Origin of the sequence: Pseudomonas fluorescens NCIMB 11764, assembly GCF_000293885.2 — a bacterium.
Taxonomy (GTDB): Bacteria; Pseudomonadota; Gammaproteobacteria; order Pseudomonadales; family Pseudomonadaceae; genus Aquipseudomonas; species Aquipseudomonas fluorescens_B.
In genome coordinates, this window is the sequence record NZ_CP010945.1 from 4821880 (window position 1) to 4848544 (window position 26665).

Consider the following 26665-nt stretch of genomic DNA (forward strand, 5'->3'; position numbering starts at 1 on the left):
CATGAACACAAAGGCCTTTTCCATGAACATTCACGATCCGCAGCTCAGTACTCGGCAAGCCATCACGTCACGCCGTTCGGTACGCGCTTTTTTGCGCACGCCGGTACCACGCGAGACAGTCGAGCACGTTCTGGAACTGGCAGCCCGCGCACCAAGTGGATCGAATGTTCAACCCTGGCAGGTTTGGGTACTGACAGGCGCCCCGCTCTACGATCTCGGCCAGGAACTGCAAGCCCTGGCGCTGAATGCAGAGTCGGAGCACGCCGAAAACCCGCAAGTGCATCACGTGCGCGAACCGTACCGCTCCCGGCGTCGAAAAGTCGCTCAGGACTTGTACCAGGCCGTGAATATCAATCGCGATGAAATGCAAAAAATGCGTGTGCAAACATCACGCAACTTCGTTTTTTTCGATGCCCCGGTTGGGCTGTTCTTTACCATCGATCGGGATCTCGATAACGGCCGCTGGCTCGATTACGGGATGTTCCTGCAGACCCTGATGCTGGCGGCAAAAGCCCATGGTCTCGACACCTGTGCCCAGCAGGCCTTCGTCAAATACGAAACGCTGATCGCTCGGCGCCTGGGCCTGGATGACAACCAGAGGCTAGTGTGCGGCATGGCGCTTGGTTTTGCCGACCCGAGTGCGCCGTCAAACAGTTTCATTGCCGAACGCGCGCCGTTATCGGCATTCGCGCAGTTCGTCGTCACTTTGAACTGAACAACAAAACCCGGAGCTACAGGATGGATATCGACAATAAGGTTGTGGTGGTCGCCGGTGGCGGCTCAGGTCTTGGCCAGGCAACGGCCCAGGATCTTGCGGCGCGTGGCGCCCGCGTGGTGATCGTGGACCTTAACGAACAGGCCGTGCACGAGGTCGCCAGCAAAGTTGACGGCTTGGCAGTCATCTGCGACGTGGCGGATGACGAGGCGTCTCGGATCGCCATGCAGACGATTGTGGAACGTGTCGGACGACCTCACGTACTGGTCAATTGTGCGGGCATTGCCCCTTCCGCGCGAATCATTGGCAAACGGGGCCCGGCATCGCTCAGTGATTTCGAACGGGTCATTCGTATTAATCTGTTGGGCACCTTCAACTGGCTGCGTCTGGCGGCAGACGCCATGAAAGACAATACGCCCAACGATGATGGTGAACGAGGCGTGATCATCAATACCGCCTCGATAGCCGCCTATGAAGGCCAGATCGGCCAAAGTGCCTATGCCGCCTCCAAGGGAGCAATCGTCTCCATGACATTGCCCGCAGCCAGGGAGTTGGCACGTTTTGGCATTCGCGTGACGGCGATTGCGCCAGGCTTGTTCGGCACTGCGATGCTTGAGGCAATCGACGCCGACATCAAGGAGCGACTGATCGCTGATATACCGTTTCCTCATCGCTTCGGAAAACCGTCCGAGTTTTCCGCGATGGTCGGCGCGATCATAGAAAATCCGATGCTCAACGGCTCGGTCATCCGGCTGGACGCCGCACTGCGCATGCAAGCGCAATAAATTCCCCACGCTCCATATCGGTACCCGATGTGCACTTTCATTTGCGATCGCACAACAACTTGATCAATTAAAAAACGGCAACAGTAAATACCGCGGCATAAAGATGATCGCCAGTAACGTTTTCGCGCGCGCGTAAAAAAACACCGCAATAAATAACAGCGTTGATGCTCTCTCGTGCTTCCAATAATAATTTTCGGAGACAACATAATGCACTCTAACTCTACCGTCGGAAAATCCGACCCGCTTGATGCCACTTACAAAAAAATAACCTGGCGCTTGCTTCCCTATTTATTCATCGCCTATGTGTTTGCGTATCTCGATCGGGTCAATATCGGATTCGCCGCTGTGCAAATGAAAGCTGATCTGAACTTTACCGATGCTGTTTACGGGTTGGGTGCCGGCGTATTTTTTATCGGTTATTTCATGTGTGAAATCCCCAGTAATTTGCTGATGAACAAAATAGGCGCCCGCTTGACCATCGCCCGCATCATGATCTGCTGGGGGCTGGTATCCAGTTGCATGATGCTGGTGACCAGTCCGACGTCGTTTTATCTGTTACGGCTTTTATTGGGCATCTTCGAAGCCGGCTTTGCACCCGGAGTGCTGTTGTATCTGACGCTGTGGTATCCACCGGCACGCAGGGCACAGATGGCTGCTATTTTTCTCAGTGGTGCCGCAGTCGCAGGTTTGATCGGCGCGCCAATCTCCGGCTGGATGCTCGACGCGCTGGATGAATACGCCGGATTGCATGGATGGCAATGGCTGTTCATGCTCGAAGGTATTCCTTCGGTTTTTCTGGGCTTGATGGCATTGGTGATGTTGCCGGATCGCCCTGGCGCGGCAAGCTGGCTTACACCTGAAGAAAAAAATCGCATCAAGGCCGAACTGGTTACCGGGCAGTCAACAGCCCACCATGGTTTTATCGACGCGTTGCGCGATCCGGTCATTTATTACATTGCTCTCGCCTGGTTTACCGTGATTTGCGGTATTTATGCCGTGGCTTTCTGGATGCCCATGCTCATGCAGGACGCCGGGATCAAAACCTCCACTCAGATCGGCCTGTGGTCGATCATTCCCTACGGCTTCGCAGCCATTGGCATGGTGTTGATATCGCGTCACTCCGACAAAGTCATGGAGCGTCGATGGCATGCAGCGACCTGTGCCTTGCTTGGGGCGCTAGGCCTCGGTCTGCTTCCGTTTGTACACGACAATTTCTTCCTGACCATGGCAGCTTTGACCCTGGCCAGCACGGCGGTCTTCTCTGCCATGCCGATTACCTTGGCAATGCCCATGTGCTATCTGTCCGGCAAAGCTGCTCCGGGCGGTATTGCCTTTGTCAACACGATCGGTTTGTTGGGCGGCGTGGCCAGCCCTTACATGCTGGGCCTGATCAAGACCAATACAGGCAGTCTGGACAACGGGTTGTTTCTCATCGCGGCGTTGCTGGTAATCGGCTCGTTGCTGGTGGTGGGATTCGTGCGCCTGGAACCGCAAAACAAACCTGTAGTTGTCTGAGATGCTTTTCTGATTTCAGCCATTAGGTAACCGCATCGCAGGACGAGACTGTCTTATTTCAGTCAGTCTCGTCCTGCGCTTTTTCCGTCAATCAATTAGAACAGTGACTGGCTGCAATCAGAATTATGCGTTTGCCCGTTCGGCATCAAAATCAAATAATCAACTTATAGACAACCCATTATTTGCGCTCACGCAGGAGTATTCCTATGGGCTACACCATGACTGAAAAGATTCTGGCCCGTACCGCTGGGTTGGCAGCAGTCAACGCCGGCGATGAAGTTCAAGTCAAACCGGATTTCGTATTGGCATATGACTTTCCCGGTTATACCGATCGCTACTTCAAGGAAATGGAAAGCGAGTTTCAGGTTATCCAGGTAAAAGAGCCAGAACGCTTTGGCGTATTTATCGATCACATGGTGCCGGCCATTAATCCGGAAGAAGAAAACTTCCACAAGGAAACCCGGGACTGGACAACGCGTAACGGTGTGGAAGTATTCGAGCGTCGCGGCATTGGTCATCAGGTGGCGGCTGAAGTCGGTTATGCGGTGCCTGGCGCATTGGCTGTGCATTTTGATCCACACATTTCGCAGTTGGGAACGTTCGGTACATTAGCCCTGGGCATTCACCGCAACATGCTACAAGCCTATGTTCAGGATACGGTTTCCTTGCGAGTGCCGGAGACTGTGCGGATCGATTTCATCGGCCATTTGCAAGACGGTGTCATGGCCCGCGATGTGCTGAATCATCTGGTCAAAACCCTGGGCCCGAGCGCCTGCCAGTTCTGCGTGATGGAGTTGGGCGGTCGCGGGCTCGCCAACCTGTCCGTCGAAGGCTTGCAGACCATTACCGGCCTGGCGATGTTCACCGGTGCAATTTCCGCGATTGTCGCGCCTGATGCCGCGCGCCTCGACTATGCCCTGCCTCTGGCTCGAAAAGTTCTCGAGCCGGTATACAGCGATCCGGATGCCCGGTATCAGGCGATCCACACCATCGACTTGAGCGCTATCGAGCCGGTTATTGTCATTCCACCCAGCTCCGCCGGTACCCGCGATCTTGCCGAGTACATCGGTATGGAAGTGCAAGTCGGCTATCTCGGTTCCTGCGCCTCCGGACGCCTGGAAGACCTGCGCATCGCGGCGCGTATTCTTCGCGGCCGCACATTGGCGCCTGGCTTCACGTTGTATGTCGTTCCGACCAGTCAACACATCATGGCCGAAGCGGCCCGGGAAGGCTTGTTGACCACGCTGGTGGAGGCCGGCGCTTTTGTCTCGTCGCCCAGTTGCGACTACTGCTATGGCCGGATAGGCACCATGAATGCGGGGCAGCGTGCCGTTTCCACCGGAACCTTGAACGTACGTGGTCGGATGGGCAGTACCGACGCTGAAATCTACCTGTGCAGCGCCGCCGCTGTGGCTGCTGCCGCAATCGAAGGCAAGGTCGCTGACCCTCGCCATTATCTTTGAGGATTCGTCATGAGCCTGCTCAATCTACGCGGCCGTGTGGCTTACGTATTCGAAGAGGAAAATTTCGATATCGATCAAATTGTGGGTGTCAAGAATATCCGCACAAGCGATGCCGAAGCGTTGGCCAAGTTGGCCATGAGTGCTTACGACGAACACTTTGCGCGGGACATGCGACCCGGTGACGTGTTGGTCGGTGCTGCCAACTTCGGCTATGGGCATCCACACTACCCACCGATGATCGCCATGCGCCAATTGGGTATCACTGCGGTGATCGCCGAGTCCTTTTCGCCAGGTTACTGGTGGGGAGAAATGGCCGAAGGCTTTCCGCAAATCGAATGCCCGGGCATCACCCGACTGGTGAAGCGCTGGGACGAGATTGAAGTGGATTGGCAGCGCCTTCGGGTGATCAACCACAGTCAAGGCACCGAACTGACGTTCCGGCCCTTCAGCCAATCCGACCTGCATGTGCTCGAGGCCGGAGGGCTCATTCCCTACATCAAACAACAACGGCAATGCCGATAGACTTCCTCAGGAGAACCGAAATGCGCGCAAAGAACAGCTTTTACCCACTGACCGAAGCCTTCAGCGGCCCCAAGGCGCTAGTGATTCCAGGGGCCTACGATGCATTGAGCGCCATGCTGGTACAAGCGGCCGGTTATCCGGCGGTCTATGTCGGTAGCTATGCAACGGCGGCCGCCGGATTTGGCCTGGCGGACGTCGGCGTGCTGACGCTGGATGAGCTGGCCCGGCATGCCAAGTCGGTCAGCGGCGCAGTCAGCGTGCCAGTGATTGCTGATGCCGAGGGTGGTTTCTTCGACCCCGCCAATATCTGGCGCACTGTGCAGGCCTTCGAAGACGCGGGCGTGTCGGCTATTCATATCGAGGATCATGCCGGTGGCAAACACACCAATCTGGAACAGAAGCTGATTCCGTTAGAGCTGATGCTGCAACGTTTGCAGGCCGCCATGGATGCGCGACGCAACCCGGAATTCATCATCATCGCTCGAACCGATGCCATCTGGGCGACTCACAATGTCGATGAGTGCGTTACACGCTTGAAAGCGTTTGCGCAAATCGGCATCACGCACTTTTTTGCGAACGGTGCAGACCCGGCCACGTTGCGAGAAATCAAAAAGCAGGTGCCGGGCAACTACATCGTGATCAACCTGCCCAGCATACGCAATCGGGATGAGTGGGATGGCGCTGCCGATGTCGTGATCGATTACGCATTCTGCCTGCTGGCGGCGAGCAAGGCTCTGCAAGTGGCACTCGATCAATTTACAAGTAGCCCCGACGCAAATCGCTCGGACGCATTGATCGAAGACTTTGAAGCGTTTGAGCATCGTCTGGGCTACAGCGAGTTTACCGAGCGAGCGCTGCGCTACGCCCGTCACGATTAAAGCCGAACTCAATGTATTTCGAACGTGTCCAGTCTATCCGGCCTGCCGGAACACACTGATCGGCCATCCTGCGAAACCGCCCATGAATCTGATGGCAATACTTGTATTGTTTCTTCAATTGATGACATCGCCTCACGCTGCCCGACCACCGGAAATCGTGATGAGCAGAAGAAAAACCATTCCTTGGGCGGGACTTGCGTACCGGCGTCCATGCATTTCGACGATTATCTTCAAGAAAAAAAATTGATGGCTTTTGGCTTGAACGAAGCGCGCTGGCGCAACGTATTCAGCAATGGCTGTTCGGTACTCTTCTCATAGGATTCTCCGTAAGGCTGGCACTGGTAAAGCAAGCCTGAATCCCAATTATTGAAGAGCTGTTTCATTGGCGACTGTGGTGTTCGCCCATTCGCGTCGGAACCGGCGCGAAATCACCGCCTTAACAACTGGAGCACTTGATACAACCCCTTCGGTCAGGTCGGCTCAACCAGAGCGAGAGGCTCTCGGATGAGTCATCAATTCGGATAGAACTCGATTGGCGCCCGGAATAATACTGAAGTATGAGACGCCCATATACAGTGACTATCGGCTACAAACCTATGCACGACTGCTTATTTCCCTCTGGAAAGTTACTCTACTTTCAAAGGTTCCAGAGGACTTCATCGTGAACAAGCTACTGATGAAAACAATTGGCATTGTATCCTCCCTGGGTTCGATCTGTTTGAACTCGGTAGTCGTCAATATGGAATGTGAATCAAGCGTGAATGGCCCGTTTTTTGAAAACGGTTCCCGTGCCTGCAGCGTTAACAGTGCGCCAACACCATGGGAAGCAGACTCAAAGCATGCAGCCTTCATAGTCCGCGACGCTGATCGCCTGAGCCCCGGATCGCACCTGATGAGTCCGCGCAAGTTCTATGTTCATCACGGCATCTACCTTGGCGATGGCAAGGTCGCTCATTACTCTGGATTGAGTGCATCGCTGCAAGCCGGCCCTATCGAAGTCACTGACCTGGATCGCTTCGGCAACGGCAGTTCCATCTGGGTAGATCAGGAGCAGTGCGCTTTTTCCAGCGACGAGATCATTGTGCGGGCCATGTCGAGAGTCGGTGAATCACAGTACAAAATCCTGTCAAACAACTGCGAACACTTTTGCAATTGGTGTATCAACGGCAATAGCTACAGCGCACAAGTTACCGAGTACCTCCATCGCCCTTTCCGCTTGGTGCGCATACTTTTCTCGTCGAAGACAGGTTTGATTGCTTAGTTTGTCGTACGCTTCCCCAACTTTATGTTAGCTGTCTTCACTCATAGAAACGCGGGAGCGACGTCGTTTCCCGGCACGAACCAAAACGCTTTGCTTTCGGATATGGGTTTTGCTTGCTGCAATTTCGCCAGGGGTGTTCACTGCAATCACCCGTAACGAAATGCGTTCCCAGCAGGCCTATTGATTGATATGAAAATCTCAATTGAACCGACGGTAGCTGTAGAAAACCCCGCCCCCCCTACCCTTCATATGCACCTCCAGAGATTTGGCGCCGCCACGCTTTCAGCCGCCATCTTCATCATCGACACACTCACTTCCATCCATATCGCCATTGCGGTGCTCTACGTCGCCGTGATTTTGATGTCGGTGAACCTGTTTTCCCGGAAAGGTGTAATCGGCGTTTCGCTCTCCTGCTTTGGATTGACGTTGGCTGCGTTTTTTATTTCCCATGGCAGCGACTTCAATAGCTCCGCGTTCGCCCGTTGCCTGGTCAGCCTGTCCGCGATCGGTATCACCACTTTACTGGCACTGAAAAACAAAGCCGCCAATGACGAGTTGCAGGAGCAGGTGCGGATGCTCGCGCAAACCCACGACGCCATCATCGTTCGAGACATGAATGGCATCATCACCACGTGGAGCCCGGGCGCCGAAGCCTTGTATGGCTGGTCCAAAGCACAAGCTATTGGTCAGGATTTTCGAAAGCTCCTGCGGCCTCAACTGACGCTCACCTGGGAGCACGTGATGAACTCGCTGATTGAAACCGGCCGATGGGAAGGCGAAGTTGTGGAACACCGACGTGACGGAACACCCGTGACGGTTGTAAGTCGTTGCTCCCTGTCACGGGACGAGAGCAATCAACCAAAAGCGGTTTTGGCCACTCACAACGACATCACCGAGCAAAAAAGGGCCATCAATGCCCTGCGACGCAGCGAAGCGTTTCTGGCCGGTGCTCAATGGCTGAGTCAGACCGGGAGCATTGGTCTGAAAATCCCAAGCGGCGAGATGTATTGGTCCGACGAGGCTCGGCGGATATTCGAGTTCGGCGACGACGAGGAACCACTGCTGTCCAGCGTCCTGAAAAAAACCCATCCAGATGATCTGGACGTGGTCAAAGTATCAATCAAGCACGCCTATCAGAAAGAGCCTCACATCAAGGTGGACTACCGGCTTTTGATGACTGACGGGAGGATCAAGCATGTGCAAATGCTGGCTCATCCCGTCCAGGATGCCACCGGGAATTTTGAATACATCGGAGCACTGATGGACGTCACCGATGCAAAAATGTCTGAGGAAGCGCTCCACCGCTCGCAGACAGAATTGGCTCACGTGACCCGAATCACAACGTTGGGTGAACTGGCCGCATCGATAGCACATGAAGTCAACCAGCCATTGGCGGCCGTAACCACCAATGGCACTGCCGGTTTGCGTTGGTTGAATCGCGAGGTGCCAGACATCGACGAGGTGCGCAGTGCAATGGAGCGGATGATGAGCGAGACCCATCGAGCGAGCGAGGTGATTCGACGTATCCGCGCAATGTCACGCAAGACCGATCCTCAAAGCGTTCCGGTTGATCTCGTGGAAGTCATAGAAGAGTCATTGGCACTGGTCGACAGGGAGGTCAGACGGAACAAAATTGTGCTAGACCATCAATACGATACTGAGGGTGCCCAGATTATTGGTGACCGTGTCCAACTTCAGCAGGTCATCATCAATCTGATCATGAATGGTGTGCAGGCAATGTCCAATACCAAAGGTAAACATCGCACACTCCATTTGCGCCTCAGGCGTTCTGATGCGGGCGAACTGTGCGTTGATGTCAAAGACAACGGCCCCGGTATTTCGCCGCAAAGCATGCCTAAACTCTTCAACGCTTTCTACACCACCAAGCCCGATGGAATGGGTATGGGGTTATCCATTTGTCGATCGATCATTGATGCTCACGGTGGCCGCATCTGGGCAACAAGTGAGGCAGGTGAAGGCGCGGTATTCCACCTGTCCTTCCCCTCCAGCAATGAGGAGCCTGCGTGAACGCAGATATTACTTCCATGGATAAGGCCCCGGTTGTCTTTGTGATTGACGACGAGGCCCCCATGCGCGAAGCGCTCAGTAGTCTCTTTCGTTCGGTGGGGCTCCAAGTGCAGACGTTTGCCTCGCCGACAGAATTTCTACAACTACCCGATCCCGATGCGCCCAGCTGTCTGGTCCTCGATGTACGGCTTCAAGGCGCCAGTGGCCTGGAGTTCCAACATCAGTTGGTGGAATCGAAGATCGCGTTGCCCATCATCTTCATCTCCGGACATGGAGACATCGCCATGTCAGTCAAGGCGATGAAAGCCGGGGCCGTGGATTTTCTGGTCAAGCCGTTCCGCGATCAGGATTTGCTGGATGCCGTCGCCGCTGCTCACCACAGGGATGCCAAACGTCGGGAAATCGACCAGCAGGACGCCGAAATGCATGCCTGCTACCAAACGCTGACACCCCGGGAGCGAGAGGTCATGGCCCACGCAGCCAAGGGCCTGATGAACAAACAGATTGCGGGAGAAATGAATCTGAGTGAAATCACCGTCAAAATCCATCGCGGGCATGTGATGAAAAAAATGCACGCAAAGTCGTTTGCAGACCTGGTTCGAACGGCACAAGCCCTGGGGATCGGACCAAAACGCTGAGCAACACATACGTGTGTATGATTTCTTTTAAGGCTATCGGCAAATAGAGTGGAATTGGCGCGATAGCTTTTCAGCTGTTTCGAACCCATTGATATCGCGCCAGGATCTGCGCGATGAATAAAATCCCTGTGATCTCCATTGTCGACGATGACGAATCTGGTCGAATAGCACTCAGTAGCCTGGTGCGTTCCATGGGCTGTGAACCCAGTCTTTTTTCCTGCGCCGAAGATTTTCTCGCCTGCGCCAAAAGCTACAGCACGGACTGCCTGATCTCGGACGTTCAAATGCCGGGCATGACTGGCCTGGACCTGCAATCTGAACTCCTCAGTAAAGGGCACGACATCCCCATTATTTTCATCACCGCATACCCGGAGGAGTTGGTTCGCAAACGTGCAAATTCCGCAGGGGCGATCTGCTTTCTCAGTAAACCATTTGATGGACAAGTCATGATTGACTGTATTGAGAAAATCTTGAGAAATAGAGAGACTGGCCTTGTCACAAATTGACAACCGCGAGGCGTCCAGCAAAGCCCAGCGGTTTAACGGCCAACATTAACTGTCTCTTTTCCGACGCCCAGCCTTAACCCACTCAACTAACACCTACATACTCAAGTATTAGCCCTTACCACTTACACCCTAGACAAACAAAACCTACGTAGAAGTGCCAAGCAAGTCATCATCAATCACTATACAACCAAGCCAACGACAGCGGCATTTCAATTAAATATCAGCCATCAACGCTGTTTAATTGATTCGGTTATTACCGCCCGCCTAGAGGCTCACAAGCAATGAGCCAGATGTCCTTTGAACACCGCTCTTTGCGCGCCGAAGCACAATAACGGGCCGCAACCCTTTTGGTGATGACGATGAATAGAAACGATCTTCGCAAAATCGACTTCAGCCTTCTGATCGTTTTCGAAACGCTGATGCACGAACGAAATCTTACCCGCGCTGGTGAGAAATTATTTCTCTGTCAATCGGCAATCAGTGCTTCCTTAAATCGGTTGCGTCAGTTTTTCGATGATCCGCTGTTTATTCGGATGGGTCGAACCATGGAGCCCACGAGCAGAGCATTTGAAATACAACTCACGTTGACTCCGGCGCTGGACAACATGGCGGCAGCGCTGAGCAATGTTAGCGAATTTGATCCAACGACCAGTACCAACGTCTTCAGAATTGGACTTTCCGATGATGTGGAGTACTCCTTGCTGCCAGGCCTGCTTCGCCAACTGCGTATGGAAGCGCCTCAAGTCAGTTTCGTCGTGCGCCGTACCGACCATTCTTTGCTGGCCAGCCAGCTGGCTACGGGCGAGGTGTCACTGGGCGTGTGCCACTCCCGGGAACTCCCCGCCAATGCCAAACGAAAATTTCTGCGCAGCATCCGGCCGACTGTTTTAAGTGCCAACACCCTCACGGGTCTACTGGACCTCAACGAGTACTGTAATCGGCCACATGTCTCTGTTTCGGTCAACGGTGAAGCGTCCGATTACATTGACCGGGCGTTGGGATCTCTGGGGCGGCAACGCCAGATTATCCTGGCAGTTCCGCAATACAGTGCGCTTAAAACACTGCTTGAGGACACGCAGATGTTGGCCGTCGTACCCGATTACGTGGCCAAGGCCATGATTCGACAAGGTGGTTTACGCGCGGACCCCGTTCCGATGAGTCTCCCGACTCTCGATCTATCCATGTCATGGAGCGCCACATTGGACAACGATCCAGGCGAGCGTTGGTTACGCTCGAGAATTACTGATTATTTAAGTGAAAAAAGTGGAACCTTGATCGAAATTAGTGCAAAAAAAGAAGCGGCTTAAGATTTCAGTTAATAATTAAGACCCACCAAGGCTAATTATTTCAATAATTGGCAGGGAAAATCACGACCTCCCTTAAACAATACGCAGGCAGCACAAAAGTTCAACAGTATTAGATTCATCCTATCTAACAGATAAATCGTTACTCCCTCTTATTCTTGGACGATGTTTAGCAAGACTTATAACATTGGTCATCGCAATCTCACACAGAGGCTTAACGCCGGTACTTGCACATGAAAGCACTCATCGAAGGCTTCATAAAGTTTCAAAAAGAAGTTTTCCCGCAGAGAACGGATCTTTTCAAATATCTCGCCACCACTCAAAATCCAGAAACGTTATTTATCACGTGCTCCGACAGTAGAGTCATTCCGGAACTGCTCACACAGCAAGAACCCGGAGAGCTGTTCGTTATACGCAACGCTGGAAACATAGTTCCCTCCTATGGGCCGCAGCCGGGGGGTGTCACCGCCTCTGTCGAGTATGCCGTTGCGGTACTCGGGGTCCGTGACATCGTCATTTGCGGTCACTCGGATTGCGGAGCAATGACGGCGGTTTCCAGTGGCAGATCATTGAATCATTTACCGGCAGTGGCAGCCTGGATGAGCTATGCAGAGTCCGCAAAAGTTATGAACGCGACCCGTACCCACGCATCCGATAAAGAACGTGTCAGCTCGATGGTTCGGGAAAATGTTATCGCTCAGCTCTCCAACCTGAAAACCCACCCCAGCGTCAGATTGGCTTTGGAACAGAAAAAACTGAATCTGCATGGTTGGGTGTACGACATCGAAACAGGGTCCATCGTCGCGCTCGATGGCAGAACCAACACATTCGTTCCATTGGCGGAGTTCCCGGAAACTACGGCATAGGACTAACCTGTTGCCTAAGCACATTGCCTGCTCGACCACGATGTCCCCACACATTCGGAGTGAAAATCATGGCTGAATCTGAAACCCGTCCCCCACTGCCCCCTTTCGATCGCGAATCGGCGATTCTTAAAGTCCGGCTTGCAGAAGATGGCTGGAACTCCCGCGATGCAGAAAAAGTTTCACTGGCTTACACCACTGATACCCAGTGGCGAAATCGAGTCGACTTCGCAGTAAACAGGTCTGAAGCCGCAGCATTCCTCACCCGAAAATGGAACAAAGAGCTGGACTATCGACTGATCAAAGAGTTGTGGGCATTTACCGATAACCGCATCGCGGTACGTTACGCCTACGAATGGCACGATGACTCCGGTCATTGGTATCGCTCATACGGAAACGAGAATTGGGAGTTTGCTGAAAACGGACTGATGGCTCATCGGTTTGCCTGCGTCAATGACATGCCAATCAAAGAATCGGAGCGAAAATTTCGTTGGCCGTTAGGCCGTCGCCCTGACGATCATCCAGGTCTTTCTGATTTAGGCCTGTAACCATTGGCGTTCGACAGACGATGTAGCGAAACGTGGTTTGGAGAGTAGTGCGCTCTTCACACGAAAATTTGTAAGTGTCAAAGGCAGACGACTGCAGGCCGTTACTCCCTAAAAAATTACGGCTGTGGAAGTAGATTGCGCCTGTCCCTGACTTTTCCCTCTGCGACTTACACAAAGCTTCGCCTCGTCGGCCAGATCGAGGCGAAAGCTTCACCCTCCCCACCGCAGCGCCAACAGCCTCGCCAATGCCTCTGGCAGATCGCTTAGCCAATCCCGGAAAGGCCGGACCGTTATCGATTCAGGATCATGGTCATGGGATTGCGTGGTCCAGACCACATCGTAACGAGCGAGGATCTCAATCATGTCGCTGCGTTGGTAAGCCTTTTCAAGGGCGGCCACCGCAAGTTCTCGAAAGGCTTGTTCGACCGCACCTGGCCATAACACCGCACCGACAGTGCTCGCCACCGTTCCACGCTGATGGATGCGGTGAGCGATCCCGGGAGCGAGTTTTATAGCCTCGCCTTCCTGAAGTAAGGCGATTCGCTGTCGACCGGCACGAATATCCAGTTCGCCCTTGAGCGCCACCACCAGTTTGGTTTCCTGACGATGCATCAACGGTAGGTTGTGAGCCTGTAAGGGCAACACAAAGCGCATCGCCGTGCCCGCCCCTCCAATGCTTGCCTGGGCTACGTCAATCCACACCGGAAAGCCGTTGGGGATCAATAGCAGCGCCTCTGAGTTTTCAACGTTCATCAACACTCCGACCTGCATCTATAGGAACCACCTATGCGCAGAATTGTATATCGGTCTTGGACGCTATGGAGCAAACGGCAGAAGATTGCTTCACACCCAAGCAACACCAACCTGGCAACCGCCACCAAGCAAACCCGATAGGAGAAACACCATGCAACAGTCCCACGCTTACAACGACACCAGCCTCGAGCTGACCGCGAAAATCCTCGACGCCAAGGCGCGTAAAAACCTGTCCTTCGAAGACGTGGCCCAAGGCACCGGCCTCGGTCTGGCTTATGTCACCGCCGCCCTGCTCGGCCAGCATCCACTGCCTGAAGCCGCAGCCAAAGTGATCGGCGACAAACTGGACCTGGACGCCGACTCGGTCGCCCGTCTGCAAATCATCCCACTGCGCGGCAGCCTGTCGGGTGTTCCAACGGACCCGACCATCTACCGCTTCTACGAAATGATTCAGATCTATGGCACCACCCTGAAAGCCCTGGTTCACGAACAGTTCGGCGACGGCATCATCAGCGCGATCAACTTCAAGTTGAACATGCAGAAAGTTGAAGATCCGGAAGGCGGTCACCGTGCAGTGATCACCCTCGACGGCAAGTTCCTGCCACTGCGTCCTTTCTAAGGATGCAACCGGACCTGTAAATCGGCCCGCAGCCTTGCGGGCCTGCTTCAAAAAAAATTCTTAACCCTTTTCGATCAATCACCACATTTGAATGGAGGATCCGTCATGAAAAAAATTCTGTTTCTTGCCCTGTCACTGACCGCTTCGCTGTCGGCCTACGCCCAGCCAGCCGTAGTCGCACCGGAGGCCATTCCATATGCGTATGGCATGCAGCTGGATATCGCCAAAGTCATTCACATCACCCCGACGGCGGATGTCTGCGGCCCGACAGCCGTGCAAATGGCTTACCGCGATTCGCACGGTGAAACCCACATCCTGGAATACAGCGTGATCGGTAGCGGCTGCACCAACTGACGGTCACTCACTCAATACTCAATGAAAGGTAAAACATCATGAAAGCGCTCATCGAAGGTTTTTTGAAGTTCCAGAAAGAAGCATTCCCACAACGCACTGACCTGTTCAAACACCTGGCCACCACGCAACATCCGGGCACCTTGTTCATCACCTGTTCCGACAGCCGCGTCGTACCGGAACTGTTGACCCAGCAAGAGCCTGGCGAACTGTTCGTAATCCGTAACGCTGGCAACATCGTGCCGTCCTACAGCCCTCATTCCGGCGGTGTGTCGGCCACCGTCGAATACGCCGTCGCCGTACTGGGCGTGACTGATATCGTGATCTGCGGCCATTCCGATTGTGGTGCCATGACCGCTGTCGCCAAGTGCAAGTGCATGGATCACCTGCCTGCGGTCGCCGGTTGGTTGCAGCATGCCGAGTCGGCGAAAGTCATCAACGAATCGCGTCCTCACGCCAGTGAAAGCGCCAAAGTCAGTTCCATGGTGCGTGAAAACGTCATTGCCCAACTGGCCAACATTCAGACTCATCCAAGCGTGCGCCTGGCTCAGGAAAAAGGTCTGGTGAATCTGCATGGCTGGGTCTACGACATCGGGACCGGTTCAATCGACGCCCTGGACGCCGACAACAAGACCTTCAAGTCACTGGTCAAGCATCCGAACACCGTTGCCGTTCATGCCCGTCCAGCAAAAGCTGTTGCCTGAATCAGCCGCTAATTTCCAGGAGTACTCAACATGCTTGAAGTCACTATGTACACCACCACGACCTGCCCCTACTGCCGCAATGCCAAGCGTTTGCTCGATACCAAAGGGGTGGCGTACAAGGAAATCGATGTGCGCTCAGTCGACGTGAAAAACGAAATGATCAGCCGAAGCGGTCGCCATACCGTCCCGCAGATCTTTTTCGGCAACTGGCACGTTGGCGGCTTCGATGACCTGGCTCAACTTGAAAGCGAAGGCGGCATCGACCCGGTACTCAACCCGCGCATGGCGGGATGAGCACCGATGACGCCAGCTCACAATTCCAGCACCAGGGGGGCATCGCCCTCCTTGGCTTGCGCTGGCACCGCACAGCAAATCAGTACTTCCCCTTCGGCCGGCATCTCAGCCGGCAGGTTCAGATAATGCACTTGGCCACTGACCAATCGGGTCCGGCATGTACCGCACGATCCGCCCCGGCAACTGAAGTCCGGGTTCAGGCCGCGGCTCTCGGCCAGTTCCAGTAAACTCCCACCACCCGGCTCCCAACGAGCTTCCTTCGCCGACGCCGAAAACAGCACTTTGACCGGGCTGCTTGCCGCGGGTATCTGCTCGACCGCCGGGGTTAAATGATCCCGTTGGCGAACCAGGGTCGAAGGACCGAAAGTCTCCGCGTGAATACGATCATCGCCAATACGCAACTGACGCAGGCCGTCGTAAAGCGCCTGGGTAAAAGCACCAGGGCCACACAGGTAAAAGTCGTAATCGTCCAGGGGCAGCAAAGCCTTGAGCAGTTCGACATCCACCCGCCCCGCCACCTCAAAATCCTCACCAACGCGAGCATGAGTTTCCGGCTGGCTGAGCAGGCGCAGCGCACGAATTTTATCCTTGGCTCGAGTCGCCAGTTCGTAAAGCTCATCGCGAAACCCGAGTTCACCCAGGCTGCGCGCACTTTGGATGAACCAGGTGGGTCGAGTGCGACGGATGCGTTCGCCTTCATAAATCACTTCGCGCAGCATCGACAGCAGTGGCGTCACGCCCACGCCCGCGGCCAGCAAAACCAACGGTCGATATTCATCGGCTTGCACCGTGAAACGCCCTTGAGGGGCGCGGGCTTCGACCAGATCCCCTACCTGAACGCGGTCGTGCAGATGCGACGAGATGAGTCCGTCACGCTTGACGCTGATGCGGAAAAAACTGTCCGACGGCGCACTCGACAGGCTGTAGGTTCTGACCAGAGGCGCCTGTCCTTCAGCAAGGCAAAAGCGAACCGGCAGATGTTGGCCAGCCTCGAACCGCGGTATGCCCGCGCCATCGGCCGGTTCAAAATAGAAGGAGCGAATGGAACTGCTCTCGTCAACGATCCGCGTCACCCTCAGCGGTCGCCATTGATCGCGCAGGTAATCGGCTTGCAATCGGCCCTCAGCTTGCTTCCAGCTGCCCGTCATCAGGCTGTTAGGTGAAAAACCTTCAAACCGCCAACGGAGGGCCAACACAGCCTGACGTCGAACCACCTGTTCCACGGTCAGCGTCCAGAGCCGTTCGGCCCCCTGAAAGGCGGCAATCTCCGGCCCCTCGAGGATGATCTCGGTACGCCCGCTGACTTGCAGCATGTCGCCTGTTTCAAAATCGATGAACACCAGCCCCGCGCGCGGGTTGAGCAGGAAATTACCCAAGGTGTTGAAGTGCAGGTTGCCGGCGAAATCGGGAATCGTCAGCACGTTGCCTTCTATCCTGACGAAACCTGAATTGCCACCTCGGTGAGAAACGTCTACCGAGCGCCGGGTTGCGTCGCCATCCAGGTCGACATAGCTGGCGATGAAAAAGGTATCGGCCTTGCTGATGGTCGCCTTCGCGGCTTCATCCAGTTCACTGAGGCATTCGACCGCCACGTTTGCCGAGGCTTGGCCAAGGCTGACCGGCTCAACGCCTCGCAACTGGATGTATTGCGGGCAGTTGCCGAAAGCGTGCACCACAGAAACGGCAAAACCGCCTGACGAGGCGGTACTGATGTTGCCGTTCATGCGATTGCGCCTTCGGGTCTTCAGGTCAATACCCAGCAGTCCCACCGCAGCGCCCTGCTTAAGGGCCGCCCGAACCGGATCACCCTCGGCGGGCAGGCGGTCGAGTTGCAGCATTCGCGGATCGGGAGAATGGATGAAGCCAGGGGGGCCTTCGATCAACGTGGCCCAAGGCATCCCTTGTTCATCGACCGCGCCCACCACCAGGTAAGGCAACTGGTTGTAAAACAATCGGTGCTGATCAGGCATGAAGTCACGCACGACCTTGCGTCCGAATATCTCCATTTGATCGGCGACGCCGACGCTTTCCTGCAATTCACGCTCACCCGCATGCCAAGGGGATGTTCCTGGCGCGTCCGACTGACTCATGATCACCTCTACGCATTCGTAAACAGGTGTCCTTCACCCGCCGCCCGGCGAGGAATGGTTGAATCCCCGGCAGCGGGGTAAATACGCCATTGCCGGTGATCATCAACTCTGCGTTTTGCAACCTCAGGAAGCTCGATACAGACCCTGCACGCACTCGAGCAACCCGGAATCGCCTAAGGGGGGTAGCGACCCCGCTATGGAAGCCCATATAGCTTTTTTCTGTCTTGATCAGTTTGACCAGATGGACGAATTCGCTCGCCTTTAACGTAGGCGCGAACCACTGCTGGACGCTTACTGATTTTCTCTAGCCAAGCGGCGACGTTAGGATAACCATCGAGCGTCATTCCTTGCTTGTCATGTTGCAGCACCCAAGGATAGATCGCCATATCGGCAATGGAGTACTCGCCGGCGACATAAGGCCGTTCGCTCAATTGCTGCTCCAGAACGCCATACAAACGTTCGGTCTCTTTACTGAACCGTGACACGGCGAGCGGCACATGTTCAGCGGCGTAATTCAGGAAGAACACTGTCTGTCCCAATATCGGCCCCAGGTTCGCCGCTTGCCAGAACAGCCACTGCATGACTTCAGCCGCCCCTTTCGCATCGGCGGGCATGAATTGCCCGCGACGCTGAGCCAGGTACAACAAAATCGCCCCTGACTCAAAGACCGATACCCCAGTCTCTCTGTCGACTATCGCTGGAATACGCTGATTGGGCGAAATCCGGGTGAACTCGGTGGAAAATTGCTCACCATTGCTGATATTGACGGGATGCGCGACGTAGGGATGTTCCGACTCCTCCAGAAAAATGGCGACCTTCTGCCCGTTGGGGGTTGGCCAGTAATAGTAATCGACAGCACTGGAAAGATTGAACATTGGGTTCCCCAATTCGGCAACAGAATGAAAACCTAGGTCACATACTCGTCAGTGCTCAGCTCAAGGCAGCCATGAACGCCGTCGGAGTTGGCGGATCATTTCAGGGCACTTGCGGCGTTTCGTACCAATCACGGCTGGGGGTGGCGAAGCGCATCTTCTTGCGGATAACAGCGGCATTTTCGACGCTGGTTATTTTTTCGAGCAGTACGAATGCAACTTCAGTGGCAGTCCCCGGCCCGCTTGACGTGATGATCTGGTCATCGACAACCACGGGGCGATCGACAAAGCGTGCACCGGTTTCCAACAGTTGGTTTTTCCGCTTGCCTCCCTCCTGGTGATAGGTCGTAGCGTTCCTGTCACGCAACACGCCGGCCACGCCGAGGCATACGGAAGACACGCACACGCTGGCGACGGGTTTACCCGCTTCGACGAAATGCCGGATGGTCGCCAGGAAGGGTTCACTCAAGGCTTCCTCGTAAAAACCCGACGGTTCAAAACCACCCGGCAGTGCCAGGGCATCGAAGCGGCTCACGTCCAGATCGCTCAATAAAAAACTCGGATTGAGCATGAGGCCAAAGGTGGTCACGATCTTTCTGCGAAGGCCGGCGTTGACCAGTTCCACAGGGTGATCACCCAGCAGGTTGGCCCAGCCAAGCACATCGGTAAAAGCGGCCATTTCCAGGGGCTCCACGCCGTTGGCCAGTAACATAAGCACGCGTTTCATCAGTCATTAGCCTCTGCGGTACAGCATGGAAGAGTGTGTGCTTATGCTCCGCCTTAAGCGCGATGTAGAGAACGACCAGAAAATACAATCCACTATTTCGCGCACTGAAATGCCCGAGCGGGCACACGCGAAGAAGACTGTTGTAGTCAAAGACGCGTCCCTTGGGACGATGGTGTCCAATCCGACAGTCGTTGCCTGCCTGTTTGAAACAGCTGCCACTGCCAAGTAATGGCTCGCAGTGACCTCCGCGGTTGGTGCGCTGCAAGCGTTCAAAGCACATCCGGCTGCATGGCCGGATGCTCGCGCAGGCCGTCGACGATGTGGTCAACAAAACTGCGCACCCGCATCGAGGCCTTGCGCCCTTCGCGGTACACCACGTGCACCGGCAGCGCCGGTAACTCATAGGGCTGCAACACTCGCCGCAATCGCCCAGTGTTCAGATACTCATACAACGGATAGCTCAGGCAACGGGTAATGCCGGCGCCATAAGCGGCTGCATCGATGGCCGCCTGTACCGTCGCGCAACTGATCCGTGTACGGGCTTTCAAGTGATTGATCTCACCGTCGTGCTGGAAGTCCCACTGGACTCGGTCTCGATAAGCATGGGTGGCGACCAGTCGATGATTTTGCAGTTCCTCGGGTTCGCTGGGCTCCCCGTGAGTAGCCAGATAAGCCGGGCTGCTGCATACCATCGAGCGTACGTAGCCCACCTGTCGTGCGATCAATGACGAACTGGGTAGATGGCCGACCAGCACCGCCACATCGATGCCTTCTTCATTCATGTTCGGAAAACGATCATGGTATTGCGCAAAGACTTTTACCTCCGGGTACAGGCTCATGTAGTCCGTCAGAATCGAGGTCATGACATAACGGCTGAACAGCAAAGGCATCAGCACCGTGAGATTGCCTTGGGCCTGTACATGCAAGCCCTTGGCCGAAGCCTCTGCGTCTTCGATGGCCCTGAGAATGCGTGAACAATCGACCATGAAACCGGCGCCGGCCTCGGTCAGCGACACCCCACGGGTGCTTCGAATCAACAGAGGCACGCCAAGACGTTCCTCCAGCCGTGCAATGGCGCGAACGACCGTAGGTCCGGACACATCCAGACGACGGGCCGCAGCAGCGAGACTGGGACGCTCCGATAACGCTTCGAACATCAGCATTTCATGGTAGCGATCCATCAGTTGGAACCCTTCACCACAGCCTTGAGCGCCGAGTCCTTGCCGAGTCGATCCGCGAGAAAATCCACGAAGGTACGAACCTTTGCCGGAATTCGGGTGCTCTTGAGGTAGACCACTTGAATGGGCAGCGCCGGTGGTTCGAAGTCCTCCAGCACCAGTTCCAGTTCGCCAGCCGCCACCTGGTTGGCCACCTGATAGGACAACACCCGCGTGACACCCCAGCCCAGGCTGGCGATATTGATCGCGGCCTGATTGGCGGTGACCACCAATCGCGGTTCGAATCGAAAGCTCAGGGCGTTGCCGTCGTTGACGAATTGCCAGTCGCTCAGCAAATGGCTGGCCGAAGACATGACGATGTTGGCGTTACTGAGTTCACCGGGATGACGCGGCCTGCCGTGGCGTTCGAAATAATCGGGAGTACCGCAGATCACCTGACGTACTTCGCCAACTTTGATGGCGTGCTGATTAGTCTCATGCAAGTGGCCGATGCGTATGGCCACATCGATACCCTCGTCCGTCATGTTCACGACACGATCCACCAGCAAGGCATTGAGGTGCACCGAAGGAAACTGGTCCACGTAGTCGGCCAGTAGCGGCGCGATGTACAACTCGCCAAACAGCACCGACGCGGTCACGGTCAAATGCCCGCACGGTATCGAGTAACTCCCGGCAGCCGCCTCCTCCGCCTCGTCGATATCACTGAGGATACGCCGACAATCCTCGAGATAGCGTTGACCCGCTTCGGTAAGATGCAGGCTGCGAGTGGTTCGAGAAAGGAGCTGTGTGCCGATTCGCTCCTCCATCGCGGCAATGGCACGGGTCACGCTGGGGGGAGAGATATTCAACAGCCGGGCGGCGGCGGCAAAGCCTTCTTCCTCGGCCACGGCCATGAATATCTGCATTTCTTGAAAACGATCCATAGTCGCCCCTGTCTTGATGAGAGGACAGCGAGGTATCTGGCCGCTTGCGCGGTAAGACCTGATTGCCAGTATCGTCGGCTACAGCGACTTTCGCACGCGCCGTCGGGCTGGCTGCATTTACGTAAAGCGTCCTGGGAAAACCGCGAAACAAATGAAAAGGAGCTGGCCGGAATTATTTTCCCGGCAAGCTCCTTCAGAATCGAGTCAAGCCTCTTGCAAGCCTACAGCAGTACGTTGCATGCCAACGAAGTTCGGCAAACCTTCGATGCTGCTCAACCAGGCACGGACATTCGGGTAGTCAGTCAGCGCCACGTTACCTTCCGGCGCGTGGGACACGTAAGTGTAGGCAGCAACATCGGCGACGGTCGGCTTGTCGCCGGCCAGGAATGTGCTCTGACCCAACTCTTCTTCCATGACCTTAAGCAGGGAATGAGAGCGTTTGATTGTATCTTCGGCGTCAAGACCGGCACCAAACACCGTGATCAATCGTGCGGCGGCAGGACCCGAACTGATTTGACCGGCGGCCACCGACAACCAGCGTTGAACTTTGGCTTGCTCTAAAGGATCGGTTGGCAGCCATTGGCCCTTGCCATATTTGGCGGCGAGGTAAACCACGATGGCGTTGGAATCTGCCAGGACGGTGCCGTTGTCATCGATCACCGGCACTTGGCCGAAGCGGTTGAGCGCCAGGAAGTCAGGCGCTTTGTGCGCGCCCTTCATCAGATCCACGAAAACCAGTTCGGTTGGCAGTCCCAGCAGGGACAGCATCAGTTCGACCCGATGTGAGTGGCCAGACAAAGGGTGACGATAGAGTTTGATCGCTTGCTGAGACATGACGTGCTCCGATAGTTGTTAGACTTCGACCCGGTGATCGCGTCGATGGAGTTATCTTCCCCTCCTCTCGTAAACAGCGGAATGACCAGCAATTACAATCCAGCATTTCATTGCATGTAATAATCATTTTTTTTCGACCCTGCTGCCCCTCCCGACACTCCCAGCATCAAGTCCATAAAGGCCACTGACGCCGCGCTGTGATAGTTGTTTTTACGCCGTAACAGCGCGGCTCCGCGCCGTGGCCCCTTGTCCAGCAGCGCGATCCTGCGCAGGGCTCGGTCCTGGGTAGCGATAGGCTCCGGAAGAATAGTGGCGACCGCCGTGTGCCGCATGACTTCCAGCAAGGTATTTACCGAATTGACCTCGATCACCACCTTGGGTGTGATCTGCGTCTTGGCGAAGTACTCGTCAATACAGATGCGGGTGGCGAAGTCGGGCGTCAGCAACGCAAAGTCCAGTTGAGCGACCTGCTCGGCGGTCAACGGTTTCTTGCAGTCGTATAACGGATGATCCCGCCCCACCACCAGCCCCAGGGTTTCTATAAAAGCCGGGATCGTTTCGATGTCCGGGTTTCTCACCTCATCAAACGCAATGGCGATATCCAGTGAGTCATCCGCCAGGCCGGTTTCGATATCGGCCATGGAGAGTTCAAAGATCTCCAGGTGGATATTTGGATAGAGAGCCATGTAGTCGCGCATCAACGGTCCTACCAGGTACGCCATGAACGTCGGGGTCATGGCCAGGCGCAGGGTACCGCGGGACAGATCCTTCACATCGTGCAACGCGCGCTTGCCAGCTTCCAACTCAACCAATACGCGACGTGCACATTCGATGTAAGCCTGCCCCGCATCGGTAGGTTTTACCGTGCGCGAGGTCCGGTCGAACAGCACAACGCCAAGGGTCTCTTCCAACTGTCGGATCTGTTGCGACAAGGTCGGCTGGGAAACATGCAGCGCCTCGGCGGCGCGGGTGAAGCCGGCGTTATCGGCGACAGCCAACAAATATCGCAAGTGTCGTAGCAGCATGGGATTCCCCCTCTATAGGCCGTGCTTATGCGTGCATTGTATATCGGTCCTGGACGCTATCGAGCAACCACCAGGACATTGCTCATACCCAGGCAACACCAGGAATGCCAAAGGTTATTCCGGCGAATTAATGTGCGACGCGAACAGCAAACTGGACACCAGTCGTACAAAAGCGTTTTTACACAACCTCTATCGAGGATGTGTAAAAACGTCATAGAGGGATTTTGAATCTCAGGTCCAAGCTTTTTGAAGGGTGACGTTCCGTCGTTGCGTCCGGCGTCATCGACAAGTAAGCACATGCCGTGAAAAAAATATGAATTGGCCGTCTGCTGTCATCTGCCAGAGACAGGTGTACGCAGGGTCACAAATTCTTCTGCCGAGGTCGGGTGTACACCGATGGTTTCATCGAACAGACGCTTGGTCGCACCCGCTTTCAACGCGATGGCCAGCCCCTGGATGATGTCTCCGGCGTCGGGCCCCACCATGTGCGCGCCCAAGACCCGATCAGTAACGGCATCCACCACCAGCTTCATCAACGTCTGCTCGGACGAGTCCGTGAGGGTCAGTTTCATCGGCTTGAATCGGCTTTCGAAAACGATCACATTCTGGCCATTCTCCAGCGCCTGTTCCTCAGTCAGCCCAACGGTTCCGATGTTGGGCTGGCTGAACACAGCAGTGGGAATGTGGCGGTAATCTACTGGACGATATTCTTCAGGCTTGAACAATCGACGAGCGACCGCCATGCCTTCCGCCGTTGCAACAGGGGTCAGTTGCACCCGTCCAATCACATCACCCAACGCCAGGATCGATGGTTCGCGAGTTTCAAAGTTGTCATTGACGTCTATGTAACCCTTCTCATTGAGTTCGACGCGGGTATTTTCCAGGCCCAGATTGTCGAGCATCGGCCGCCGGCCAGTGGCGTAGAAAATGCTGTCGGTCTCCAGTTGACGACCGTCGTTGAGTGTCGCCAGTAGACTTCCGTCAGGCTGTTTATCGATCCGGACGATATCCGTGTTGAATTCCAATTGCAGTCCGCGCTTGGTCAGCTCCTGCACCAGGTGCGTGCGAACCGCCTTATCAAACCCACGCAGGAACAGATCACCGCGATACAGAAGGCTGGTGTCGGCACCAAGGCCATTGAAGATGCCGGCGAATTCGACGGCGATGTAACCGCCGCCCACCACCAGTACTCGCTTGGGCAGTTGCTCCAGAAAGAAGGCTTCATTCGAAGTGATGGCATGCTCGCGACCTGGAATTTCCGGAATGTGTGGCCAGCCGCCAGTTGCAATCAAAATGCGTTCGGCGCTGAAACGCTGTCCATTGATTTCCACATGATGCGCGTCGGTCAGTCGTGCATGGCCTTCGAGTAACGTTACGCCGCTGTTGATCAGCAGTTTGCGATAAATACCATTGAGTCGTTCGATCTCTCGGTTCTTGTTGGAGATCAATTTTTGCCAGTCGAATTGCGCCTTGCCGGCCGTCCAGCCAAAGCCCTCGGCCTGTTCGAAGTCGTCGGCAAAATGCGATCCGTAGACCAGGAGTTTCTTCGGCACACAGCCGACATTAACGCATGTACCACCGAGGTAACGACTCTCGGCAACTGCCACTTTCGCGCCGAATCCTGCGGCAAAACGCGCTGCACGGACACCGCCGGAACCAGCGCCAATCACAAACAAATCAAAGTCGTAGGTCATCTCAATTCTCTGCAAGGTCGCACAACACATGTGCTGCCAAATATCGTTAAAGGGGAGAAAAACGAAGTTTCAATGCACGCAACATCGAGCCGCACCGTTCCAGGACCGAAGCCTTGTTCTGACGCGTGCCGGATCTGTACGTGACAGGAGCCGCGATGTATTCGCTAGCCAGCGCTCCCATCAATTGGGGCAGCAAAAAGCCGCCTTCGTATTCGGTAACGACCATGACCGGAGTATCCAGCCAAGGGTTACCGTCGCAGGAATGAGCGACATCAATCATGTGGGGACTCCCTGGATGGACACCGCATTCACCCGAACTGGGTCAATTGCTTCTGCGTTCAGTCTCACCATGTATGGGCAATTAGAGAACCAGCAGGGATGTCATGACTTAATTGTGCTGAGTGAAACAATCCTGCGAAGCGTTGTTCTGAACATACTGATCAGGCTGCCGTCAGCGTCTTATGCGAGGTCATTGACAGTCACAAATTCCACGCTAATCCCTCTTTCCAGCGACCATCCGACTATGAGGTCGCTGGAAAGACACGGGGGCTGATCGCGTGTTGTCAGGGTCGCTTAGCCGCCGCTGCACGCCGATCCCCAGACTTGATACGTCACGGTGTGACGCTGGCCCTGGGAATCGTCATACGTCAGTACCACGGGGACGATTCCGCAGGCATTACTGACATCGGTGATGCTGATGGTTTTGACGATATCAAGGGGCATTCCGGTCCGTGCAACCTCCTCAGCCGGTGCTGCCACGATGCTGCTGGAAACAATGGCAAACGTCAGAGCTATCACCGGTTTGGAAAAGTTCTCCAATAAGCGGTTCATGCGTGACTTTCCCGCAGCAGATTGCGAGCGGAGTCGGCCATCACGGCAAGAGAGCCGGCCAGCATCAGTACGTCTTTGAGCACCAGGCGACCGCCACCGGACAGGTAGGGAAAACCGTGTTGAGCATCGCCCAGAGCCCCCACCCAGGCTTCGGGCGTAGTGATCAGAAAGCTCAAAGTCACCAGCGGCGTACCGAAGGCCAGCGCACCACCGAGCAAGCCGGTGCGTCGTGAGATCGGGTTGGACAGCACCAACAAGCCAATCAGGAGTTCGACAATGCCCAACCCCGTCGAGAATCCGTAAGTGTTGTTGCCTGTCTGCCACGCGCGCTTCTCCACGTTCAGTTCACCTTCATGTGTCAGGTGAGCCTTGTACTCTTGGGGGTGTTCGTAGAAGAACGACATGAAGGGACTGTTGGCCACAAACGGTGTGATGCTATCGGCCTCGTATGGGACGAATTTGAGCGCGCCGATCCACAGGAAAACGATGCCGATTGCCAGTCGCATGAGCGAAGCGCCAAAGGTGTCCACTTTGCTGAGGAACCGTAACCAGGTTGTAAATGAGGTGAGCATGGGACTTCTCCAGAACATTGAATGTGGAGCCAGTCTGCTGGTTTTGAGACCCGTGCTTTTGTTCGTCATGCTCAAGTTGTTGCTTGATCGTCTCAACGTGACCTTCACGTTTCAATGACGTAAAAAAACCTCGGCACTTTGTAGTACCGAGGCTGCTTGGACGCGATGTCAG

General features: G+C 55.1%; 29 protein-coding genes and 1 pseudogene. 18 read left to right on the forward strand and 12 right to left on the reverse strand.

From position 1 onward, the window contains the following. The first annotated feature begins 1 nt into the window (after position 1). The 14 genes and pseudogenes from B723_RS22020 to B723_RS22080 all read left to right on the forward strand — a co-directional run bounded on the left by B723_RS22020 (position 2) and on the right by B723_RS22080 (position 13026). Complete coding sequence (locus B723_RS22020; protein ID WP_017338966.1) at positions 2-715, forward strand: nitroreductase; 714 nt, start codon at positions 2-4, stop codon at positions 713-715. Between the two features lie 23 nt (positions 716-738). Next, positions 739-1500 (forward strand): SDR family NAD(P)-dependent oxidoreductase, encoded by a 762-nt coding sequence (locus B723_RS22025; RefSeq protein ID WP_017338967.1) that lies wholly within the window; start codon positions 739-741, stop codon positions 1498-1500. A gap of 174 nt (positions 1501-1674) precedes the next feature. Further along, positions 1675-3015 (forward strand): MFS transporter, encoded by a 1341-nt coding sequence (locus B723_RS22030; protein WP_238588292.1) that lies wholly within the window; start codon positions 1675-1677, stop codon positions 3013-3015. Between the two features lie 206 nt (positions 3016-3221). Beyond that, on the forward strand, positions 3222-4478 hold the full coding sequence (locus tag B723_RS22035) for a 3-isopropylmalate dehydratase large subunit (RefSeq protein ID WP_017338969.1): 1257 nt from the start codon (positions 3222-3224) through the stop codon (positions 4476-4478). 9 nt (positions 4479-4487) lie between these two features. Then, positions 4488-5000 carry a 3-isopropylmalate dehydratase gene (locus B723_RS22040; RefSeq protein ID WP_017338970.1) on the forward strand — a complete coding sequence of 171 codons (513 nt, stop codon included), beginning with the start codon at positions 4488-4490 and terminating at the stop codon, positions 4998-5000. A 20-nt stretch (positions 5001-5020) separates the two neighbouring features. Continuing rightward, positions 5021-5878: an isocitrate lyase/PEP mutase family protein gene (locus tag B723_RS22045; RefSeq protein WP_017338971.1), complete on the forward strand. Its 858-nt coding sequence runs from the start codon at positions 5021-5023 to the stop codon at positions 5876-5878. A 248-nt stretch (positions 5879-6126) separates the two neighbouring features. Beyond that, positions 6127-6234, forward strand: a pseudogene (locus B723_RS33775) (LysE family translocator); the annotation flags it as partial. Between the two features lie 305 nt (positions 6235-6539). Then, complete coding sequence (locus B723_RS32455; protein WP_033037319.1) at positions 6540-7139, forward strand: lecithin retinol acyltransferase family protein; 600 nt, start codon at positions 6540-6542, stop codon at positions 7137-7139. A gap of 189 nt (positions 7140-7328) precedes the next feature. Continuing rightward, the gene (locus B723_RS22055; RefSeq protein ID WP_238588293.1) at positions 7329-9167 is read left to right on the forward strand and encodes a PAS domain-containing sensor histidine kinase; all 1839 of its coding nucleotides are present in this window, start codon (positions 7329-7331) and stop codon (positions 9165-9167) included. A 17-nt stretch (positions 9168-9184) separates the two neighbouring features. Next, positions 9185-9805: a response regulator transcription factor gene (locus tag B723_RS22060; protein WP_144425315.1), complete on the forward strand. Its 621-nt coding sequence runs from the start codon at positions 9185-9187 to the stop codon at positions 9803-9805. Between the two features lie 113 nt (positions 9806-9918). Continuing rightward, positions 9919-10311 carry a response regulator transcription factor gene (locus tag B723_RS22065; protein WP_017338976.1) on the forward strand — a complete coding sequence of 131 codons (393 nt, stop codon included), beginning with the start codon at positions 9919-9921 and terminating at the stop codon, positions 10309-10311. Positions 10312-10670: 359 nt separating this feature from the next. Beyond that, the gene (locus tag B723_RS22070) at positions 10671-11618 is read left to right on the forward strand and encodes a LysR substrate-binding domain-containing protein (protein ID WP_017338977.1); all 948 of its coding nucleotides are present in this window, start codon (positions 10671-10673) and stop codon (positions 11616-11618) included. Positions 11619-11848: 230 nt separating this feature from the next. Continuing rightward, the gene (locus tag B723_RS22075; protein ID WP_017338978.1) at positions 11849-12481 is read left to right on the forward strand and encodes a carbonic anhydrase; all 633 of its coding nucleotides are present in this window, start codon (positions 11849-11851) and stop codon (positions 12479-12481) included. A gap of 68 nt (positions 12482-12549) precedes the next feature. Beyond that, positions 12550-13026, forward strand: coding sequence for a DUF1348 family protein (locus B723_RS22080; RefSeq protein WP_017338979.1), 477 nt, complete (start codon positions 12550-12552; stop codon positions 13024-13026). Between the two features lie 210 nt (positions 13027-13236). On the opposite strand, the gene B723_RS22085 is transcribed toward B723_RS22080, so the two are convergent. Then, on the reverse strand, positions 13237-13779 hold the full coding sequence (locus B723_RS22085) for a hypothetical protein (RefSeq protein ID WP_144425262.1): 543 nt from the start codon (positions 13777-13779) through the stop codon (positions 13237-13239). A 151-nt stretch (positions 13780-13930) separates the two neighbouring features. Here B723_RS22085 and cynS point away from each other — a divergent pair, with 151 nt between their 5' ends. From cynS to grxC, 4 genes are all read left to right on the forward strand, one after another. Next, complete coding sequence (gene cynS, locus B723_RS22090; RefSeq protein WP_017338981.1) at positions 13931-14398, forward strand: cyanase; 468 nt, start codon at positions 13931-13933, stop codon at positions 14396-14398. Between the two features lie 105 nt (positions 14399-14503). Further along, positions 14504-14752, forward strand: a complete 249-nt coding sequence (locus B723_RS22095) for a DUF2790 domain-containing protein (RefSeq protein ID WP_017338982.1) — start codon at positions 14504-14506, stop codon at positions 14750-14752. 38 nt (positions 14753-14790) lie between these two features. Further along, positions 14791-15453 (forward strand): carbonic anhydrase, encoded by a 663-nt coding sequence (locus B723_RS22100; RefSeq protein WP_017338983.1) that lies wholly within the window; start codon positions 14791-14793, stop codon positions 15451-15453. A 30-nt stretch (positions 15454-15483) separates the two neighbouring features. Beyond that, a complete protein-coding gene (grxC, locus tag B723_RS22105; protein WP_017338984.1) occupies positions 15484-15747 on the forward strand; it encodes a glutaredoxin 3 in 264 nt (87 codons plus the stop codon). 17 nt (positions 15748-15764) lie between these two features. Here grxC and B723_RS22110 read toward each other — a convergent pair whose 3' ends face one another. The 11 genes from B723_RS22110 to rclC all read right to left on the reverse strand — a co-directional run bounded on the left by B723_RS22110 (position 15765) and on the right by rclC (position 26493). Beyond that, positions 15765-17837 carry a pyridoxamine 5'-phosphate oxidase family protein gene (locus tag B723_RS22110; RefSeq protein WP_017338985.1) on the reverse strand — a complete coding sequence of 691 codons (2073 nt, stop codon included), beginning with the start codon at positions 17835-17837 and terminating at the stop codon, positions 15765-15767. Positions 17838-18031: 194 nt separating this feature from the next. After that, positions 18032-18712, reverse strand: a complete 681-nt coding sequence (locus tag B723_RS22115) for a glutathione S-transferase family protein (protein WP_017338986.1) — start codon at positions 18710-18712, stop codon at positions 18032-18034. A 100-nt stretch (positions 18713-18812) separates the two neighbouring features. After that, the gene (locus tag B723_RS22120) at positions 18813-19436 is read right to left on the reverse strand and encodes a DJ-1/PfpI family protein (RefSeq protein WP_031318949.1); all 624 of its coding nucleotides are present in this window, start codon (positions 19434-19436) and stop codon (positions 18813-18815) included. Positions 19437-19705: 269 nt separating this feature from the next. Next, entirely contained in the window at positions 19706-20617 is a 912-nt protein-coding gene (locus B723_RS22130) for a LysR family transcriptional regulator (RefSeq protein ID WP_017338989.1), read from the reverse strand. Beyond that, positions 20617-21537 (reverse strand): LysR substrate-binding domain-containing protein, encoded by a 921-nt coding sequence (locus B723_RS22135; protein WP_017338990.1) that lies wholly within the window; start codon positions 21535-21537, stop codon positions 20617-20619. Before B723_RS22135 ends, B723_RS22130 begins: the two co-directional genes overlap by 1 nt. 204 nt (positions 21538-21741) lie before the next feature. Further along, positions 21742-22371: a glutathione S-transferase family protein gene (locus B723_RS22140; protein ID WP_017338991.1), complete on the reverse strand. Its 630-nt coding sequence runs from the start codon at positions 22369-22371 to the stop codon at positions 21742-21744. A gap of 107 nt (positions 22372-22478) precedes the next feature. Continuing rightward, entirely contained in the window at positions 22479-23396 is a 918-nt protein-coding gene (cynR, locus tag B723_RS22145) for a transcriptional regulator CynR (RefSeq protein WP_017338992.1), read from the reverse strand. A 332-nt stretch (positions 23397-23728) separates the two neighbouring features. After that, positions 23729-25090 carry a glutathione-disulfide reductase gene (gorA, locus tag B723_RS22150; protein WP_017338993.1) on the reverse strand — a complete coding sequence of 454 codons (1362 nt, stop codon included), beginning with the start codon at positions 25088-25090 and terminating at the stop codon, positions 23729-23731. A gap of 46 nt (positions 25091-25136) precedes the next feature. Beyond that, complete coding sequence (locus B723_RS22155) at positions 25137-25370, reverse strand: hypothetical protein (RefSeq protein ID WP_017338994.1); 234 nt, start codon at positions 25368-25370, stop codon at positions 25137-25139. Between the two features lie 293 nt (positions 25371-25663). Continuing rightward, positions 25664-25921 (reverse strand): DUF2790 domain-containing protein, encoded by a 258-nt coding sequence (locus B723_RS22160; protein WP_017338995.1) that lies wholly within the window; start codon positions 25919-25921, stop codon positions 25664-25666. Beyond that, positions 25918-26493, reverse strand: coding sequence for a reactive chlorine resistance membrane protein RclC (gene rclC, locus B723_RS22165; RefSeq protein WP_017338996.1), 576 nt, complete (start codon positions 26491-26493; stop codon positions 25918-25920). The genes B723_RS22160 and rclC overlap by 4 nt, the downstream gene beginning before the upstream one ends. Positions 26494-26665 lie beyond the last annotated feature (172 nt).

Bases quoted from the DNA above. Each gene is read 5' to 3' on its own strand.
- B723_RS22060 (WP_144425315.1), top strand. From the start codon at position 9,185: ATGGATAAGGCCCCGGTTGTCTTTGTGATTGACGACGAGGCCCCCATG.
- B723_RS22025 (WP_017338967.1), top strand. From the start codon at position 739: ATGGATATCGACAATAAGGTTGTGGTGGTCGCCGGTGGCGGCTCAGGT.
- B723_RS22035 (WP_017338969.1), top strand. From the start codon at position 3,222: ATGGGCTACACCATGACTGAAAAGATTCTGGCCCGTACCGCTGGGTTG.
- B723_RS22020 (WP_017338966.1), top strand. From the start codon at position 2: ATGAACACAAAGGCCTTTTCCATGAACATTCACGATCCGCAGCTCAGT.
- cynS (WP_017338981.1), top strand. From the start codon at position 13,931: ATGCAACAGTCCCACGCTTACAACGACACCAGCCTCGAGCTGACCGCG.
- cynR (WP_017338992.1), bottom strand. From the start codon at position 23,396: ATGCTGCTACGACACTTGCGATATTTGTTGGCTGTCGCCGATAACGCC.
- B723_RS22045 (WP_017338971.1), top strand. From the start codon at position 5,021: ATGCGCGCAAAGAACAGCTTTTACCCACTGACCGAAGCCTTCAGCGGC.
- B723_RS22140 (WP_017338991.1), bottom strand. From the start codon at position 22,371: ATGTCTCAGCAAGCGATCAAACTCTATCGTCACCCTTTGTCTGGCCAC.
- gorA (WP_017338993.1), bottom strand. From the start codon at position 25,090: ATGACCTACGACTTTGATTTGTTTGTGATTGGCGCTGGTTCCGGCGGT.
- B723_RS22130 (WP_017338989.1), bottom strand. From the start codon at position 20,617: ATGGATCGCTACCATGAAATGCTGATGTTCGAAGCGTTATCGGAGCGT.
- B723_RS22155 (WP_017338994.1), bottom strand. From the start codon at position 25,370: ATGATTGATGTCGCTCATTCCTGCGACGGTAACCCTTGGCTGGATACT.
- B723_RS22095 (WP_017338982.1), top strand. From the start codon at position 14,504: ATGAAAAAAATTCTGTTTCTTGCCCTGTCACTGACCGCTTCGCTGTCG.
- B723_RS22070 (WP_017338977.1), top strand. From the start codon at position 10,671: ATGAATAGAAACGATCTTCGCAAAATCGACTTCAGCCTTCTGATCGTT.
- B723_RS22160 (WP_017338995.1), bottom strand. From the start codon at position 25,921: ATGAACCGCTTATTGGAGAACTTTTCCAAACCGGTGATAGCTCTGACG.
- B723_RS22110 (WP_017338985.1), bottom strand. From the start codon at position 17,837: ATGAGTCAGTCGGACGCGCCAGGAACATCCCCTTGGCATGCGGGTGAG.
- B723_RS22135 (WP_017338990.1), bottom strand. From the start codon at position 21,537: ATGGATCGTTTTCAAGAAATGCAGATATTCATGGCCGTGGCCGAGGAA.
- B723_RS22040 (WP_017338970.1), top strand. From the start codon at position 4,488: ATGAGCCTGCTCAATCTACGCGGCCGTGTGGCTTACGTATTCGAAGAG.
- B723_RS22065 (WP_017338976.1), top strand. From the start codon at position 9,919: ATGAATAAAATCCCTGTGATCTCCATTGTCGACGATGACGAATCTGGT.
- grxC (WP_017338984.1), top strand. From the start codon at position 15,484: ATGCTTGAAGTCACTATGTACACCACCACGACCTGCCCCTACTGCCGC.
- rclC (WP_017338996.1), bottom strand. From the start codon at position 26,493: ATGCTCACCTCATTTACAACCTGGTTACGGTTCCTCAGCAAAGTGGAC.
- B723_RS22115 (WP_017338986.1), bottom strand. From the start codon at position 18,712: ATGTTCAATCTTTCCAGTGCTGTCGATTACTATTACTGGCCAACCCCC.
- B723_RS22080 (WP_017338979.1), top strand. From the start codon at position 12,550: ATGGCTGAATCTGAAACCCGTCCCCCACTGCCCCCTTTCGATCGCGAA.
- B723_RS22055 (WP_238588293.1), top strand. From the start codon at position 7,329: ATGAAAATCTCAATTGAACCGACGGTAGCTGTAGAAAACCCCGCCCCC.
- B723_RS22085 (WP_144425262.1), bottom strand. From the start codon at position 13,779: ATGAACGTTGAAAACTCAGAGGCGCTGCTATTGATCCCCAACGGCTTT.
- B723_RS22075 (WP_017338978.1), top strand. From the start codon at position 11,849: ATGAAAGCACTCATCGAAGGCTTCATAAAGTTTCAAAAAGAAGTTTTC.
- B723_RS22100 (WP_017338983.1), top strand. From the start codon at position 14,791: ATGAAAGCGCTCATCGAAGGTTTTTTGAAGTTCCAGAAAGAAGCATTC.
- B723_RS22120 (WP_031318949.1), bottom strand. From the start codon at position 19,436: ATGAAACGCGTGCTTATGTTACTGGCCAACGGCGTGGAGCCCCTGGAA.